General features: G+C 76.4%; 13 protein-coding genes. 6 read left to right on the forward strand and 7 right to left on the reverse strand.

Annotated features, from left to right (window positions below; genetic code table 11):
• The first annotated feature begins 341 nt into the window (after positions 1-341).
• Genes ACZ6ZI_RS12840 through ACZ6ZI_RS12850 form a run of 3 tightly spaced genes read left to right on the forward strand, consistent with a single transcriptional unit; the run spans position 342 to position 3873 of the window.
• Entirely contained in the window at positions 342-1724 is a 1383-nt protein-coding gene (locus tag ACZ6ZI_RS12840; protein WP_469519339.1) for a cobalamin biosynthesis protein CobG, read from the forward strand.
• Positions 1721-2368, forward strand: coding sequence for a precorrin-8X methylmutase (locus ACZ6ZI_RS12845; RefSeq protein WP_469519341.1), 648 nt, complete (start codon positions 1721-1723; stop codon positions 2366-2368). The genes ACZ6ZI_RS12840 and ACZ6ZI_RS12845 overlap by 4 nt, the downstream gene beginning before the upstream one ends.
• Complete coding sequence (locus tag ACZ6ZI_RS12850; protein ID WP_469519342.1) at positions 2365-3873, forward strand: precorrin-2 C(20)-methyltransferase; 1509 nt, start codon at positions 2365-2367, stop codon at positions 3871-3873. The genes ACZ6ZI_RS12845 and ACZ6ZI_RS12850 overlap by 4 nt, the downstream gene beginning before the upstream one ends.
• A gap of 113 nt (positions 3874-3986) precedes the next feature.
• Here ACZ6ZI_RS12850 and ACZ6ZI_RS12855 read toward each other — a convergent pair whose 3' ends face one another.
• From ACZ6ZI_RS12855 to ACZ6ZI_RS12875, 5 genes are all read right to left on the reverse strand, one after another.
• The gene (locus ACZ6ZI_RS12855; protein ID WP_469519345.1) at positions 3987-4487 is read right to left on the reverse strand and encodes a hypothetical protein; all 501 of its coding nucleotides are present in this window, start codon (positions 4485-4487) and stop codon (positions 3987-3989) included.
• Positions 4488-4731: 244 nt separating this feature from the next.
• On the reverse strand, positions 4732-5508 hold the full coding sequence (locus tag ACZ6ZI_RS12860) for a cobalt-precorrin-6A reductase (RefSeq protein ID WP_469519348.1): 777 nt from the start codon (positions 5506-5508) through the stop codon (positions 4732-4734).
• Positions 5498-6247 (reverse strand): precorrin-4 C(11)-methyltransferase, encoded by a 750-nt coding sequence (cobM, locus tag ACZ6ZI_RS12865; protein ID WP_469519350.1) that lies wholly within the window; start codon positions 6245-6247, stop codon positions 5498-5500. Before cobM ends, ACZ6ZI_RS12860 begins: the two co-directional genes overlap by 11 nt.
• Positions 6244-7542, reverse strand: a complete 1299-nt coding sequence (gene cbiE / locus ACZ6ZI_RS12870) for a precorrin-6y C5,15-methyltransferase (decarboxylating) subunit CbiE (protein ID WP_469519354.1) — start codon at positions 7540-7542, stop codon at positions 6244-6246. The genes cobM and cbiE overlap by 4 nt, the downstream gene beginning before the upstream one ends.
• A complete protein-coding gene (locus tag ACZ6ZI_RS12875) occupies positions 7539-8756 on the reverse strand; it encodes an MFS transporter (protein ID WP_363053000.1) in 1218 nt (405 codons plus the stop codon). Before ACZ6ZI_RS12875 ends, cbiE begins: the two co-directional genes overlap by 4 nt.
• A gap of 205 nt (positions 8757-8961) precedes the next feature.
• Between ACZ6ZI_RS12875 and ACZ6ZI_RS12880 the strand changes: the two genes are divergently transcribed.
• Together ACZ6ZI_RS12880 and ACZ6ZI_RS12885 are read left to right on the forward strand one after the other, a co-directional pair.
• Positions 8962-9948: an ArsR/SmtB family transcription factor gene (locus ACZ6ZI_RS12880; protein ID WP_469519357.1), complete on the forward strand. Its 987-nt coding sequence runs from the start codon at positions 8962-8964 to the stop codon at positions 9946-9948.
• 145 nt (positions 9949-10093) lie between these two features.
• A complete protein-coding gene (locus ACZ6ZI_RS12885) occupies positions 10094-11530 on the forward strand; it encodes an FAD-dependent oxidoreductase (RefSeq protein ID WP_469519360.1) in 1437 nt (478 codons plus the stop codon).
• Between the two features lie 47 nt (positions 11531-11577).
• Here the strand turns inward: ACZ6ZI_RS12885 and ACZ6ZI_RS12890 are convergent, their stop codons facing one another.
• Together ACZ6ZI_RS12890 and ACZ6ZI_RS12895 are read right to left on the reverse strand one after the other, a co-directional pair.
• Complete coding sequence (locus ACZ6ZI_RS12890; RefSeq protein ID WP_469519362.1) at positions 11578-12483, reverse strand: trypsin-like serine peptidase; 906 nt, start codon at positions 12481-12483, stop codon at positions 11578-11580.
• A gap of 226 nt (positions 12484-12709) precedes the next feature.
• On the reverse strand, positions 12710-15061 hold the full coding sequence (locus ACZ6ZI_RS12895; protein WP_469519365.1) for an immune inhibitor A domain-containing protein: 2352 nt from the start codon (positions 15059-15061) through the stop codon (positions 12710-12712).
• Positions 15062-15297: 236 nt separating this feature from the next.
• Between ACZ6ZI_RS12895 and ACZ6ZI_RS12900 the strand changes: the two genes are divergently transcribed.
• Positions 15298-16029, forward strand: a complete 732-nt coding sequence (locus ACZ6ZI_RS12900; protein WP_469519368.1) for a tyrosine-protein phosphatase — start codon at positions 15298-15300, stop codon at positions 16027-16029.
• The last annotated feature ends 401 nt before the right edge of the window (positions 16030-16430 follow it).

Below are 16430 nucleotides of genomic sequence, written 5' to 3' on the forward strand. Positions count from 1 at the left end.
CGACGGTCCCGCCGCGAAGGCCGTGCCCGCCGGAGCGCGGCGCAAACGCCCCGCAGGCCGGTGCCGCGGCTGCCCGCGGGGCCCGGCGGGGCGGCGCGGGGCGGGTCCCGGCGGGGCGCGGGGCGCGGGGCGGGGCGCGGGGCGGGGTTCGGGGTTCCGCTCGGGGCGGGCGCGGGTCCAGTCCGGGTCCGGGTCCGGGTTCCGTTCGGCGCGGGGTGCGGGACGGGGTGCGGGACGGGGTTCGGGCCGGTGGGTGGGGTGGTGGCGGGTGTCGGGGGGCGCGGGTCCGGGTGGCGACGGCCACAGGTCGGGGCGCGGGATTCGTGGGTATGCTCGCGGCCATGCCCCAGCCCCCCTCCGCCGCACCGCGGGACGAACCCGTCATACGGGACCGCGGTGACGCGTGCCCCGGCGCGCTGCGCCTGCACGCGGCGGACGACGGGCACCTGGCGCGCGTCCGGATCCCCGGCGGGCTGCTCACCACCGCGCAGGCCCTCGCCCTCGCCCTCGCCGCCGACCGCTTCGGCGACGGCCGGCTGGAACTCACCTCGCGCGGCAACGTCCAACTGCGCGGCCTGCCCGACGGCTGCGGCGCCGGGCTCGCCGAGGTCCTCGACGGGGCCGGGCTGCTGCCCGCCCCGAGCCACGAGCGGGTCCGCAACATCGTCGCCACCCCGCTGTCCGGGCTCTTCGACGACGGCCGCCCCGACGTGGCGCCGTGGGTGCGGGAACTCGACCGGCTGCTGTGCGCGAGCACCCGGGCCGCCGCCCTGTCCGGCCGGTTCCTGTTCGCCCTCGACGACGGGCGCGGTGACGTCGCCGCCCTCGACCCCGACGTGACGGTGCTCGGCCGGCCGGCGGGCACCGAGGGCGCGACGCACGCCCCCCGCGCGCTGCTGCGCCTCGGCGCCGCCGCCGACGCGGTCGAGGTGGCCGCGGCGGACGCGCCCCGGGCGGCCCTGCTCGCGGCCCTGTGCTTCCTGGACGCCGCCGAGGCCGCCGGCACCCGCGCCTGGCGCGTCGCCGAACTCCCCGCCGAACACGCCCCGGACGCCGCCCGGTTCGCCGAACGGCTGGCCGCCGCCGGGATCGCGGCGACCGCGCTGCCGCACCCGTCGTGGCCGTACGCGCCCCCGCCGAGGCCCTGGGGTGCCCCCGCGGGCAGGCACGGGTCGCTGTGCGTACTGCCCCCGCTCGGCCGGGCGGCCTCCGCGCAGTGGCGGATCCTGGCCGAAGCCGCCGCCGACGCGGCCGACGCCCCCGACGCCCCCGGCGGGCTGCGCGTCACCCCCTGGCGGAGCGTCGTCGTGCCCCGCGCGGGATCCGGCGCCGCCGCCCGTGTCGAGGCCGCCGGTCTCGTCCTGGCCCCCGACGACCCCTGGGAATCCGTCACCGCCTGCACGGGGCGTCCCGGCTGCGCCAAGTCCCTCGCGGACGTGCGCGCCGACGCGCTGGGCCTCGTACGGGCCGCGCGCGGACCGCTGCCCGTGCACTGGTCGGGCTGCCCACGCCGCTGCGGCCACCCCCGGGGCACCGCCTGGGTGGACGCGCTCGCCACCCCCGACGGCTACGAACTCTCCGTCCACGGGCGGCGGTTGCCGCACCACCCCGACCTCGCCACGGCCCTCGCGGCCGCACGTGGCACCCCCGCACCCGCCGAGGCGCCGCCCGCCGAAGCGCCACCCACCGAAGCCGCAGCCATCCACGCCGCAGTGAAGAAATGAGCGAGAACACCGTGTTCGAGTACGAGAAGGACGGCGCCGCGATCTACCGCCAGTCCTTTGCCACGATCCGCGCCGAGGCGGACCTCTCCGGGCTGCCCGCCTCGGTCGCCCAGGTCGCGGTGCGCATGATTCACGCCTGCGGTATGACCGACCTCCCCCAGGACCTCGGCTACACCCCCGAGGTCGTCCTGCGCGCCCGCGCCGCCCTGCACGCGGGCGCCCCGATCCTGTGCGACGTCCAGATGGTCGCCAGCGGGGTCACCCGCAAGCGACTGCCCGCGGACAACCGGGTCGTCTGCACCCTGTCGGACCCGTCCGTGCCCGAACTCGCCGCGCGGATGGGCACCACCCGCAGCGCCGCGGCCCTCGAAGTCTGGCGCGACCAGGGCCTGTTGGAAGGCTCCGTGATCGCCGTCGGCAACGCCCCGACCGCGCTGTTCCGGTTGCTGGAGATGATCGAGGAGGGCGCCCCGCGCCCGGCCGCCGTCATCGGCGTGCCCGTCGGCTTCATCGGCGCCGCCGAGTCCAAGGACGCCCTCGCCGCCCACCCCTCGGGCCTCGACCACCTGATCGTGCGGGGTCGGCGCGGCGGCAGCGCCATCGCCGCCGCCGCCGTCAACGCGATCGCGAGCGAGGAAGAATGAGCACCGGTCACCACAGCGCCGTCCGGGGGAAGCTGTACGGAGTGGGGCTCGGCCCCGGCGACCCGTCGCTGATGACCCTGCGGGCCGTCGAGGTCATCGCCGAGGCCGACGTCATCGCCTACCACAGCGCCCGCCACGGCCGGTCCATCGCCCGCTCGATCGCCGCGAAGCACCTGCGCTCCGATCACGTCGAGGAACCGCTGGTCTACCCGGTCACCACCGAGACCACCGACCACCCGGGCGGCTACCAGGGCGCGATGGAGGAGTTCTACGAGGCCTCCGCCGCCCGTCTCGCCGCCCATCTGGACGCCGGGCGCACCGTCGCCGTCCTCGCGGAGGGCGACCCGCTCTTCTACGGCTCCTACATGCACATGCACAAGCGGCTCGCCGACCGCTTCGAGGCCGAGGTGATCCCCGGGGTCACCTCGGTGAGCGCCGCCGCCGCCCGGCTCGGCACCCCGCTCGTCGAGGGCGAGGAGGTGCTGACGATCCTGCCCGGCACCCTGCCCGAGGAGGAGCTGACGGCCCGTCTCGCGGCCACCGACTCGGCGGTCGTGATGAAGCTCGGCCGCACCTTCCCCGCCGTTCGGCGGGCCATGGAGGGCAGCGGCCGGCTCGCCGAGGCCCGCTACGTGGAACGCGCCACCATGGCCGGCGAGCGGACCGGGGTCCTCGCGGACACCGACCCCGACAGCGTCCCGTACTTCGCCGTCGCCGTCGTCCCCAGCCGGATCGGCAACCCGGGCAGCGTCCCGTCCGGCCCCGGCGGGGTCGTGGTCGTCGGCACCGGGCCGGCCGGGCCGCTGTGGCTGACCCCCGAGACCAAGCGGGCGCTGGCCGACGCGGAGGTCCTCGTCGGGTACACGACGTACCTGGACCGGGTCCCCGTCCGGCCGGGGCAGGTCCGCCACGGCTCCGACAACAAGGTCGAGTCGGAGCGCGCCGAGTTCGCCCTCGACCTCGCGCGGCGCGGCAAGCGGGTGGCCGTGGTCTCCGGCGGCGACCCCGGCGTCTTCGCCATGGCCACCGCCGTACTGGAGGTCGCCGGGCAGCCCGGTTACGAGGACGTGCCCGTACGGGTCCTGCCGGGGGTGACCGCCGCCAACGCCGCGGCCGCCGCGGCCGGGGCCCCGCTCGGCCACGACTACGCCACCGTCTCGCTGTCCGACCGGCTCAAGCCGTGGGAGGTCATCGCGGAACGGCTGCGCGCGGCCGCCGCCGCCGATCTGGTGCTCGCCCTGTACAACCCGGGCTCGCGCAGCCGCACCTGGCAGGTCGCGCAGGCCAAGGAGCTGCTGCTGGAGCTGCGTTCGCCGAGTACCCCGGTGGTGGTGGCCCGCGACGTGGGCGGCCCGGAGCAGTCGGTGCGGGTCGTCGAGCTCGCCGCACTGGAGCCCGCCGAGGTGGACATGCGCACGCTCCTGCTGATCGGCTCCTCGCAGACCCGGGTCACCGAACGCGGCGACGGGTCCCGGGTGACGTGGACCCCGCGCCGCTACCCGTGACGGCGTAGGTACCGGCGCGGGACCGGAATCGGGACCGGGAACGGGGACGGCGGCCCGGGGCGAGGAGCCCCGGGCCGCCGTTCGTCTTCCACCCACCCCCGTCGGCCGGGCGGTCAGCCCGAGCAGCCCGCCAGCACGTCGGCGCAGCCCACGACGCTGCGCGGGTCCACCGTCAGCAACTGCCACGACAGCACCCCGGCCGGCGGCGAGTCGTCCTGCGGCGCGGGCTCGATGTGCGCGGTCAGCGGCGCGCCCGCCGGGAAGTTGAGCCGCGTCACCTCACCGGCCGCGCACGGCACGTCGAACGACCGGTCCCCGGCGCCGCCCTCCCGCGACAGCACCAGCGTCACCCGGGGGCTCTCCTCGCTGTCGCAGGCGATGTCGAAGCGGTACGGGCGCTCCCCGCCGGTCTCCAGCGCCTTGTCCAGCCCGGCCGCGAGGAAGCCGGTGCCGCGCATCGTCACCCGACCCTCGCCGATGTCCTTCCCCAGCGTCTCGTCGGCCCGCTGGAGCGCGTCGTCGGGCTCCCAGCCCCGGGGCTCCGCTTTCTCTCCGCAGCCGGTGAGGAGCGCCGCGGCGGCGAGGACCAGGACGAGGGGGTGACGTATCCGCATGGCCTCAGACTAGAGGGTGCGGAGGGTGGGTGGGGGCCGGCGGGGGAGGGTATTCGCGCCGGTCGGAAGGGTGATGGGGACGATCCGGGCCAGGCCGGGCGGGTGTTTCCCCAAAGTTCGCCCCACGGCCCGCCCGCACGGCCCCAAGGGCCCGTCCGCGCCCGCCGAAGGGCCCCGTCCGCGCCGGCCGAAGGGCCCCGTCCGCGCCGGCCGAAGGGCCCCCGCGCACCGGACGGACGACCCGTCAAAGCGGTCCGAAAGGCTCCCGGGAGGCGCCGAGCCAGCGGAGCGCGGCCTCCACCGAGTGCGCCTCGGGGACGTGTGCGGGCGTCGGCGGACGGCGGACGACCAGGACCGGCACGCCCGCCTCACGGGCGGCGGTGAGCTTCGGCGCGGTCGCGGAGCCGCCGCTGTCCTTCGTGACCAGCAGGTCGATCCGGTGGCGGGCCAACAGCTCCCGCTCCTGCGCCAGGTCGAACGGTCCGCGCGCCAGCAGCACTTCGAGGCGCGGCGGCACCGGCCCCTGCGGGGGGTCCACCGAACGCACCAGGAACCAGGTGTCGGTGAGCGGCGCGAAGGTGTGCAGGCCCGTCCGGCCCGTCGTCAGGAACACCCGGTCGCCCAGCTCCGCCACCAGATCGGCCGCGTGCGCCAGGGAGTCCGCGAACGTCCAGGCGTCCCCGGGCCCCGGCGTCCAACCCGGCCGGCGCAGCGCGAGCAGCGGGACCCCCGTCAGGGCCCCCGCCCCCGAGGCGTGGAAGCTCATGTGCTCGGCGAAGGGGTGCGTGGCGTCGACGACCCGGGTGACGCCGTGCTCGGCGATCCACCGCGCGAGCCCCTCGACCCCGCCGAAGCCGCCCACGCGGACCTCGCCCGGCGGCAGCACCGGCGAGGCCACCCGGCCCGCCAGGGAGGTGGTCACCCGGTACGCGGGATCGCCGGCCAGTGCCTGCGCGAGGAGGCGGGCCTCCGTCGTGCCGCCCAGGACCAGGACGTGCTCCGGGTCCCGCTCAGCAGACATGCCGGTCGCGTTCGGGGGAGTACAGGTGGCTGTCGCGGAACTGCTCGGCGCCCAGGGTCCGGCCCACGATGATGACCGCCGTACGGACCAGGCCCGCCTCCTTCACCCGGGGGGCGATGTCGGCCAGGGTGCCGCGCAGGACCAGCTCGTCGGGGCGGCTGGCCATCGCCACGACCGCCGCCGGGCACTCGGCCCCGTAGTGCGGCAGCAGTTCCTCGACGACCCGGTCCACGTAGCGCGTCGCCAGGTGCAGCACCAGCAGCGCCCCGCTGCGGCCGAGGGTGGCGAGGTCCTCGCCGGGCGGCATCGGCGTGGCCTGCTGGGCGACGCGGGTCAGGATCACCGTCTGGCCGACGGTGGGGACGGTCAGTTCCCGCTTGAGGGCGGCCGCCGCCGCGGCGAACGCGGGCACGCCGGGGACGACCTCGTAGGGGATGCCGGCCGCGTCCAGGCGGCGCATCTGCTCGGCCACCGCGCTGAAGATCGACGGGTCGCCGGAGTGCAGCCGGGCCACGTCCAGACCCGCCTCGTGGGCCCGTACGCACTCCGCCACGATCTCGTCCAGGTTCAGCCCCGCGGTATCCACCAGCCGCGCGTCCGGCGGGCATTCGGCCAGCAGCTCGCGCGGGACCAGGCTGCCCGCGTACAGGCAGACGGGCGCGGCGGCCAGTGTCCGGGCACCGCGCACGGTGATCAGGTCGGCGGCGCCCGGGCCCGCTCCGATGAAGTACACGGTCATGGCTGATCCTTCGCGCTCGCGGTGTCGGACTCGGAGAGGGGGGAGGCGGTGGTCGGGGCGGGCGGTTTGGCGACCGACCACTGGGTGACCGGCATCGCCTGCCGCCAGCCGGTGAAGCCGCCGACCGGCACGGCGTGCGAGACGGCCAGCTTCACCAACTCGCCGCCGTGCCGCCGGTAGTGCTCGGCGAGGACCGCCTCCGACTCCAGGGTGACGGTGTTGACGACCAACCGGCCGCCGGGCGCCAGCGCCGACCAGGCCGCGTCGAGCAGGCCGGGCGCCGTCAGCCCGCCGCCGATGAACACGGCGTCGGGGGCGGGCAGCCCCTCCAGGGCCGCCGGCGCCGCGCCGACGACCACGCGCAGGCCCGGCACGCCCAGCGCCGCCGCGTTGCGGGTGATGCGGGCCGCCCGCTCGGGCACCCGCTCGACCGCGACCGCCCGGCAGGACGGGTGCGTACGCATCCACTCGATGCCGATCGAGCCGGAGCCGCCGCCGATGTCCCACAGCAGCTCCCCGGGGGCCGGAGCCAGCGCGCACAGCGTCGCCGCGCGCACGTGCCGCTTGGTGAGCTGCCCGTCGTGCTCGTACGCCACGTCCGGCAGTCCGGGCGTCGCGCCGAGCCGGGGCGCCGGGTGCGAGGGGTCGCGCCGGCAGTCGACGGCGACGACGTTGAGGGGATCGCCGGGCGGGTGCTCCCAGTCCAGCGCGCGGCCCTCGTACGCGTCCTCGTGCTCGGAGCCGAGCCGCTCCAGCACCCGCATCCGGCTCGGGCCGAAGCCCCGCTCGCGCAGCAGCGCCGCGAGGGCGGCCGGGGAGTCGGCCCCGGCGCTGAGCACCAGCACCCGCCGTCCCTCGTACAGCGCCGCCGCCACCCGGGCCACCGGGCGGCCGACGACGGTGACGACCTCGGTGTCCTCCACCGGCCAGCCCAGACGGGCGCAGGCGTAGGACACGGAGGAGGGGTGCGGGTGGATCCGCAGGGCGTCGGGGCCCAGCTCCTCGGACAGGGCCCGGCCGATCCCGTAGAACATCGGGTCGCCACTGGCCAGGACGACGATGCGGCGCCCCGCGTGTTCGGCGGTCAGCTTCGGCACGGCCGGGCGCAGCGGGCTGGGCCAGGCGACGCGCAGCCCCGGGCACTCGGCGGCCGGCAGCAGGTCCAGCTGGCGCGGCCCGCCGATCAGGACCTCGGCCGAGGCGAGCGCGGACCGCGCGCCGGCGGTGAGCCCGGCCCAGCCGTCTGCGCCGACGCCGACGACCGTCACGGGTACGGGGGGTGCTGCGGAGCTCACTGAGCGGTACCTCGGGGAACGGTCGAAGGGGTGTGCGGCGGATGGACCCGCAGCTTACTGGGGTGCAGGCCCGGCTCCAGTGCCAGGGTGACCAGGACGGAAGCGGCCGCCAGCACGGTGATCGCGAGCGCCGGGGAGGTGTACTGGGCGAGCGCGCCGGCGAGCGCCGCGCACACCCCCTGGAGGGTCAGCATCCCGGCCGAGTGGAGCCCGAGCGCCTGGCCCTGGGTGCCCTCGGGCAGCAGCGGTACGAGGCGTTCCTGCATCAGGAGCCCGGCCGAGTAGCCGGTGGAGGCCAGGGCGACGGCGCCGGCGGCCAGGAGGGGGCCCGGTTCGAGGAGGAACACCAGGTAGGGGACGGCGAGCAGCAGGCGCAGCGGCGCCGCGAGCCGCACCCGCAGCCGAGGGGGCAGCCACCGGCCCGCGACGGTGTCCCCGACGAGCATCCCGGCGGCGGCGCAGCCGAAGAGCAGGCCCGCGTGGGCGGGGTCGTAGGGGACGAACAGGGACTCGCAGCCGACGATCAGGCCGTTGGGCACCCACAGGGCGAGGTACAGGGTCCGGCGGGCCGGGTGCGAGAGCAGGAGGCGGTTGACGCGCCAGGTCTCGCCCGGCCCGGCCCGCCCGGCTGCCCGGGGCGCCCGGGGGCGCAGGCCGAGTACGACGGTCAGGGCCGAGGCCAGGCCGAGGGCGGCGGCCACCAGCAGCGCCCCGCGCGGGGACAGCGCGGTCAGCAGCAGCCCGCCGGCGGCGAAACCGGCGATCTGCGCGACGCCCCCGCAGACGGCCAGCAGCGAACGGGCCGGCAGGTAGTCGTCGGGCGGGAGGATCTCGGTGAGCAGGCCGTAGCGCACGCCACCCGCCAGGGAGTCGGCGAGCCCCTGGCCCAGCAGGACCGCGAACGCCGCCCACAACGGCAGGCCGGGCGCGGCGAGCAGAGCCGTCCCGACGGAGGCCGCCGCCGCCAGGGCGGCGAGCGCGCCGCGCGGGGGCAGCCGGTCGGCGGCGGACAACAGCAGCGTCGCGCCGAGCACCTGGGCGACGGAGGGGCCGAACATGGCCAGGGCGGACAGCAGCGGGCTGCGGGTGCGGTCGTAGACGAGGACGCCGAGGGCGAGCGAGCCGAGGGTGGAGGCGCCGATGCGCAGGGTGGCGGCCGCGAAGAACGGGGTGAACTCGGGCACGCGTGCGAGCGAGCGGTAGGTGCGGGGCATGCGGGGAGTCTCGGGGCGGGCTCGCGGGTCGCCTAATGTTTCGCGTGGGGGCGAAACCCGGACGGGGCACGCCGCGCCGCGAGGCCGGGGGCCGGTGGGGCCGCGGGGCGCCGGGCCGATGTGGCTCGGGGCGACGGGCGGACGGGGTGACGGGCCGCCGGGCGGACGGGGTGACGCGGCGACGGGCCGACGGGAGGGCGGGGTCGTGGGGTGGTGGCGCATCGACACCGACGCGCTCGCGGGCAGCCGTTTCGTGCTCTCCGCGCCGGCCGAGACCGTGGCCGCCCTGATGGCCCTGCACTGGCGCACCGCGGCCCACCCCGGAGACCGGACCTGGCTCGCGCGGACCCTCCCGTCCTACGAGGCCCACCTGGCCGCCGACCCCGTCGCCGCCGCCCTCGTACGGGCCGCCTTCGGACGCCAGTGGATCGCCGGCTTCCTCACCCCGCCGCCCGACGGGCGCCCCGTGGAGGAGGAACTGGCCGTGATCCGGGCTACCCCGGACGCGGTGGTCCGCACGGACCTGCGCGCCGCCTCCGGACCGCTGCCCGAGGTCCTGCACCGGGCCCGGGGCCTGGGGCCGAGGACGGCCGAGGTGCTGGAGTGGGTGTGGGAGCGGGCCGTACGCCCCGACTGGGAACGGCGGCGCCGGGTCGCCGAGGCCGACGTCCTGGTGCGGACCGGGCACCTGAGCCGGGGCGGCTGGGCCGCGGCCCTGTCCGGGATGCGGCCGGGCATGGCGTGGCTCGGGGAGGGGCGGCTGCGGATCAATCTCCAGGACCGGCCGCCGCGCGAACTGTCGGGGGACGCGGGGCTGGTGTTCGTCCCCGTGACGCCCGGACACGGGTGGGTGTCCTGGACGGGGCGCCGGCGGCACGCGCTGGTGTACCCCTGCGAGGGGCAGCTCACGCAGGCGGTCGGCGGGGCCGGGGCCCCGGCCGGTACCGCCCCGCGGGCGCTGGTGCGGCTGCTGGGACCCGTGCGGGCGCGGGTGCTGGTGTTGCTGGAGAGCCCCAAGTCCACGACGCAGCTCGTCGCCGTGACGGGGCTGAGCCTGGGCGCGGTGGCCGGGCAGCTCAAGGTGCTGCTGGAAGCCGGCCTCGTCCTGCGCCGCCGCACGGGCCGCACGGTGCTCTACACCCGCCTCCCCGCGGGCGACGTCCTGGTCAAGGCCGCCTCGCCCCCACCCTGACCCGGATCGACGGCCGGGCCCCTGGAACCCGGCTCGCCGTGGGCGAAGCGCGCCCCCCGCCCGCCCCCGCCCGCCCCGCCGCGCATCCGTCCGCCCCCGCCCGGGGTCTGACGCGGCGCGGCGCGGCGGCGGGACACTCGACCGCATGGACGACACTCCGGACAACCACCCAGACCGCACGGGGGGCGACGGGCCGACGGACGACCACGCCCTGGTCCTCGGAGCCGGCCTGGCCGGGCTGCTGACCGCCCGGGTGCTCGCACGGCGCTTCGCGCGCGTGACCGTCGTCGAGAAGGACGAACTCCCCTCGGACGGACCGGACTTCCGGCCGGGCGTGCCGCAGTCCCGGCACGCCCACCTGCTGTGGTCCAAGGGCGTGGAGGTGATCGAGCGGCTGCTGCCCGGCGTCACCGACGAGCTGAAGGCCGGCGGGGCCGCCCTGCTGGAGTCCCCGCGCGACTTCCTGTGGCTCAGCCCCGCCGACTGGTTCCACGCCGTGCCGGGCGCCCCGATCCTCGTCGCGAGCCGGGAGCTGCTCGACTGGACGGTCCGCCGTGCCGTGCTGCGCGAGGGCGCGGGCCGGATCCGGATCACCGCCGGCCGCACCGTCACCGGCCTGCACCCCGGTCCGGACGGCCGCTCCGTCGCCGGCGTGACCCTGCGCGACACCGCCGAGCCGCTCACCGCCCGCCTCGTCGTCGACGCCACCGGACGCACCTCGAAGACCCCCGCCTGGCTCGCCGCGCTCGGCCACGCCGCGCCGCGCACCACCCGCTACGACTCCCACCTCGGCTACTCCAGCCGCTACTACGCCGCCCCGAAGGACCCCGCCCGCCGCTGGCACGGCATGTACGTACAGGGCCGCCCCGACAGCCCGCGCGGGGGAGTGCTGGTCGCCCTCGACGGGGACCGCTGGCTGGTCACCCTCATCGGCAACGGCGAGCACGCCCCGCCGACCAAGGCCGACGGGTTCCTCGCGTTCACCCGCGGCCTGCGCAGTCCCGCCCTCCACGACGCCATTCGCGACGCCGAACCGCTCTCCGAACCCACCGGCTTCCGCGGCACCGCCAACGAGTGGCGCCACTACGAGCGCCTGGAGGACGGCCCCGACGGCCTCCTCGTCGTCGGTGACGCGGCCTGCCGATTCAACCCCGTCTACGGACACGGGATGACCGTCGCCGCCCTCGGCGCGGACGCCCTGGACCGGGCCCTGGCCGGCCTCGCCCCGGAGCACGTCCCCGCGGCCACCCGCACCCTCCAGCGGCGCACCGCCGAGGCCGCGTCCGTCGCCTGGCAGATCGCCACCAGCGAGGACCTGCGCTACCCCGGCACCGAGGGGCCGCCGCCCGACCGCGCCACCCGCGTCCTGCAGGGGTACATGTCCCGGGTGATGGTCGGCGCCAACACCGACCCGGCCATCTCCGCCGCGTTCTTCGGGGTCCTGTCCCTGTCCGCCCCGCCGAACACCCTCCTCGCGCCGTGGACGGTGCTGCGCGTGCTGTCCAAGTGGCGCCTGCCCACGGCTCCGGCCACCGCCGCCTACCCGCCGCACCACCTCCCTCCGGCCTCCGGGGAGGGGTGAGGCGCCCGGTCCTCACCCGAGGGCGGGGTCCTGACCCGAGGGCGGGGTCAGTCCCGGATCGCCCGCTCGTAGAGGGCGGCGATCCCGTCGCCGAACCCGCTGCTGTACGAGGTCAGTTCGTCCCCGCCGCCGTCCCGACCGCCGATCAGCCCGATCAGCCGCCCCGTCGTGCTCAGGACGGGGCCGCCGCTCGTCCCGTTCGGTACGTCGGCGCAGTCCAGGCGCAGCTGCGTCGGCCCGGCCGGCACGGCGGTGCCGGCGCAGCCCAGGGGCTCCTCGGAATCGTTCGGGTAGCCCACCAGCCGGGCGGCGGCGGGCAGTTCGGCGCGGAGTCCGATCGGGTGCGCGCCGGCGACCTCCTCCAGACGTGGTCCCGGCGGGCCGGCGCGGCGCACCCGGATGAACGCCACGTCGTAGTCGGGGTCGGAGGACTCGACCCAGCGGGGGTCCACCTCGACACGGGTGGGCACCCACACGCCGTAGGGGGCGCCGCCGTCCCGGTAGCCGGGGACGAAGGCGAGGTTGGTGCGGAAGCCGCCCGCATACACGCAGTGCGCGGCGGTGGCGATCAGGTCCCCGCCGGGGGAGTGGACCACGGAGGCCGAGCAGTGGTGGTCGCCGTCCCAGTCGGCGCCGGGGGAGAACAGCGCCCCGATCGCCGCCTCGGCGGGAACCGCCCGGGCCCGCGGCGGATCGGCGGGCGGCGTGTCCGAGGGCGGTGTCGCGCCGGTGGTCGGCGTCGGCGTCGGCCGCGCGAGGGGCGGTGCGGCCCGGGTGATCCGCTCCACCCCGGCCGCGGCCTCGTCGGCGAGCGCGGCGTCCTGCACGTAGGCCTCGCGCTCGGGATCCCCGGTGGCGACGTGCCCGAACAGGACCCCGCGGCCCACCACGAAGGCCACCAGCAGGCAGCAGGCACCTCCGAGCGCCCACAGGCCGACGGTCCTTCGCCTCACCGCGCCGCTCATCCGTCCCCGCTCCGCCTTCGTCGTCGCCCCGCCCGCGCCCCGCGGCCCGTGCTTCCCCCCAAGGTGGCACATCCCCCGCGCCCCCCCGTGGCCGGGCCGGGCAGGGCCGGGACGCGCGCCGCCCCGCCCCGGGGGTTCGGGGCGGGGCGGCGTCACCCCGGCGTCACCCCGGCGCCGGGCCGGGGATCAGGCGTCAGGCGTCAGGCGTCAGGCGTCACGGGGAGGGGGTCAGTTGGATCGTGGCCTGGTGCGTGGTCGCGGACTCCCGCACGATCTCGATGCGGGTGCCCGTGTCCGGGACCTTGACGCCGACCTGCGGCAGGTCCGCGTTCCAGTACGAGCCGTGCCGGTCGTCGAAGACCGCCACGCCGGGGCGGGAGGGCACCGTCAGGGCGACCCCCGCCCTGTGCAGGGTGATCCGGTCCGTCGCGCGGGTGGAGAAGGGCGCGTCGAAGGTCTGGGCCCGTGCGTTCAGGAGGGTGCCGTCCGCGAAGCGCAACGGTTCGGGCCGCGCGTCGATCGGCAACAGCATGCCCGAACCCGGGTGCGCCTTGGTGGTGTTGTCGCTGTGGGCGGTGTCCCAGAGCCAGATCAGCACGCCCTGCTGGTAGGGGTAGAACTCCACCTTGTCGCCACCGAACCCGAAGTTGTACGGCCCGGTCTTCAGGAAGGTGCCGTAGCCGGTGTGGCGGCGGTTCTCCACGAAATAGGCGCGCGGGTGGGACTCGCTGCCCGTACGCCCCTCCGTACGCGACCACTTGACGGCCGTCCAGCCGTTCGCGCCCTGCTCCGCGCCGTCGCGCAGCACCTCCCGCACGGCGCCGTCGGGGGCCCCGGCCGTGACGCGTACGGCGTCGAAGGCGACGCCCCGCCCGTGGGTGTTGCCGTCCGAGGTGACGCGCAGCCGCAGTTGGGGAACCGTACCGGCGAAGCGGTCCAGCGGGACCTCCAGGGCGGCCCAGCCGGTCGAGGTGCCCGAGAGGCCCTTCGCGGGGACGGCCGCGCCGTCGACGGTGGCGGGCAGGGCGCTCCAGGTGGTGCCGCCGTCCGTGGAGGCCTCCACCGTCAGGAAGTCGAAGTCCCGCTCGATGTCGTACCAGACCCGGGCGTCCAGTCGGGCCGAGGAGGCCCCGGTCAGGTCGACCGTACGGGTCAGGGTGTTGTCCATGAAGTCGCCCGTACCGCTCCACCACTGGCTGCCGCCCTCGTACGGGTCGGCCAGCTCGGTCCGGGTGACGGACGGCGGCAGGTGCACCAACAGGGCCTGCGGATCACGGGTGTTGTAGCCGGAGACGCCGAGGACGGCCCGGGTGCGGCGGCCCGCGTCGGCCTCCGTGTACTCCAGCCAGCCCAGCTGGAGCTTGCTCCAGGGGTCGAGGTCGCCGGGGAACTCCCCGGTGGTGTTCGCCCCCTTGCCCAGGTAGGAGGCCGAGGACATCAGCGACCAGAAGTTGACGCTGTTGTCGCCGTCCGAGCTGTAGAGGTCCGGCAGGCCCAGGTCGTGTCCGAACTCGTGGGAGAAGAGGCCCGCGCCGCTGTTCTCGCCGCCGGTCAGGTAGTCCCCGGCCCAGATGCCGGTGTCACCGACCGGGGTGCCGCCCGCCTTGTTGCCCTCCGGGCCCGCGCTGCCGGCCTGGTTCCAGTACGCGAACCAGCGGTGCGCCCACACGGCGTCCTTGCCCTGGGCGCCGCCGCCCCAGGTCTGGTCCTTGCCGGCGTGCACGACCACCAGGTGGTCGAGGTAGCCGTCCGGTTCGTCGAAGTTCCCGTCGTGGTCGGCGTCGTAGCGGTCCCACACGTCGTACTCGGCGAGCTGCCCGCGGATCTGTTCCGGGGTGCGGCCCTTCGCGCGCTCGGCCCCGTACCAGGCGGTCGTGGCGTCGCGGATCATGTCCCAGTTGGTGCGGCACTGGCCGGGCTCGGTGCAGTTGTCCGTGCCGTAACGGGCCTCGTTGTAGGGCAACTTGACCCAGTCCGTGACCGTGCCGTCCAGGTCGTAGCGGCCGGAGGACTGGAGGCGGTAGTAGGCCCGCATCGAGGCCGATCCGGGCTCGGTGGAGAAGAACTGCCGCTGGTAGTAGGCGCGGTCGAAGTCCTTGCGCCACAGGGTGTGGTTGTCGTCCTTGGCGGGCTTGCCGATCGTGTTGTGCAGGGGCCCGGGGGTGCCGCCGAAGCGGGGGTCGGTGGCCTCGCCGAATTCGGCGAGGATGACGAAGACCTTGTCCTTGCGCTCCCGGGCGAGTTCGACGTAGCGCTTGCCGATCTTCGCGGTGCGCGGGAGGGTGCCGTCCGCCTCGGCCCGCAGCCCGGAGGGGCGCGCGGAGTCGGGGGCGGAGCCGCCGGCGGCGATCTCCTCCAGGGCCTGCCGGCGCAGGGACTGGCGCTGGAGTTCCAGCGGGGCGGGCGGTGGGGCCGCGGCGTGCTCGGGGGCCTGCGGGGAGGCCTGTGCGGTGGGCGGGGGCGGCGCGGTGGCCGCCTGGGCGGATGGGGACAGCAGGGTCAGGGCGGCGAGGGATATCGCCGCTCCCGCCGAGGTGAGCAGGAGTTCGAGGCGACGTCTGCGCAACGTGGTCGGCCTTCCGGAGGGGTGCGTCGGGCTTCGAGCGAAGCGGGGGTAATATTTCACATGTCACACGTGATGGATAGGGGGTGGGTGGGGGCGGGGTGCTCGCGCCCGAACTCCGTTCGCCCCGCCCGCTGTTCCGCCGCCGCGCCGCCGGCCGCCACCCCTTGAGTCCGGCGCGGATCCCACCGCATCCTGATGATCACCGCAACGCGCCCCACCGGTATTCAGGAGCCTCCGTGCCGCACAGCCGCCACATCCCCTTCGAGCGCCTGCACAACTTCCGTGACCTGGGCGGATATCGCACCGCCGACGGCCGCACCGTCGCCTGGGGGGCCCTCTACCGCGCCGACTCCCTCGGCAAGCTGAGCGGCGCCGACTGGGACCGCTTCCTCGACCTCGGGGTACGGACCGTCATCGACCTGCGCTACCCCTGGGAGATCGAGGCCAAGGGCCGGATACCGGAGCCGGAGCGCTTCGCGTACGCCAACCTCAGCATCGAGCACCGCCCCTACGACCAGGCCGCCATCGACCCGGACGTCGACCCCTGGCGCTACCTCGCCGACCGCTTCGCGGAGGTCGCCGAGGACGGGGTCGAGGAGATCCGCGGCGCCCTCGAACTGATCGCGGACGGAACCGGTCCGACCGTCTTCCACTGCACCTCCGGCAAGGACCGCACCGGCCTGATCGCCGCCTTCGTCCTGACCCTGCTGGAGGTCCCCGAGGAGGAGATCCTCGCCGACTTCGCCCTCACCGAGCTGGCCACCGCCCGCCTCACCGCCGACTGGCACGCCGCCCACCCCGGCCGCACCATGCGCTGGCCCTCGTACGGCCGCGCCCCGGCCACCGTCATGTCGCTGGTGCTCGCCGACCTGACGGCCCGATACGGATCCCCCACGGCCTACCTCACCGGGACCGTCGGCATCACCCCGGACACCGTCGCCCGCCTGCGGACCCGCCTCCTCGTCTGACGCGCGCCGCGCGCGCCGCGCCGCGCCGGTGGCCGGGCCGGGCGGGGTGGCCGGGCGGGGTGGCCGGCGCCCGGCGGGGGCCGTGCCGGGCCCGGCGAAAAACCCGGTGCCCCCGTGCCCGCCCCGCCCCTAGACTCGCCGACACGCCCCGCCCGACGGGCCCGGCGTGAACCGATGCCGAGCGAAGAGACGAGAAGGGGAACCAGGCCATGCGTACGCACACCGACCGTGCCGCCGCCTCCGTTCCCCCCTGCCGGTACGACGTGATCCTGGTGTCCCGCCGCGTGCGGTGACCGGCTGCGCGGCCGTCACCGTACGCCCCCGGCGCACGCCCGGGTTCTTCCCCTCCCCGCCCCTCCGCAGGCCCCTCGGGCCGCGTGACGGGGGCGACGGGGGTGCTC

The organism is Streptomyces sp. NPDC103540, from assembly GCF_055584445.1.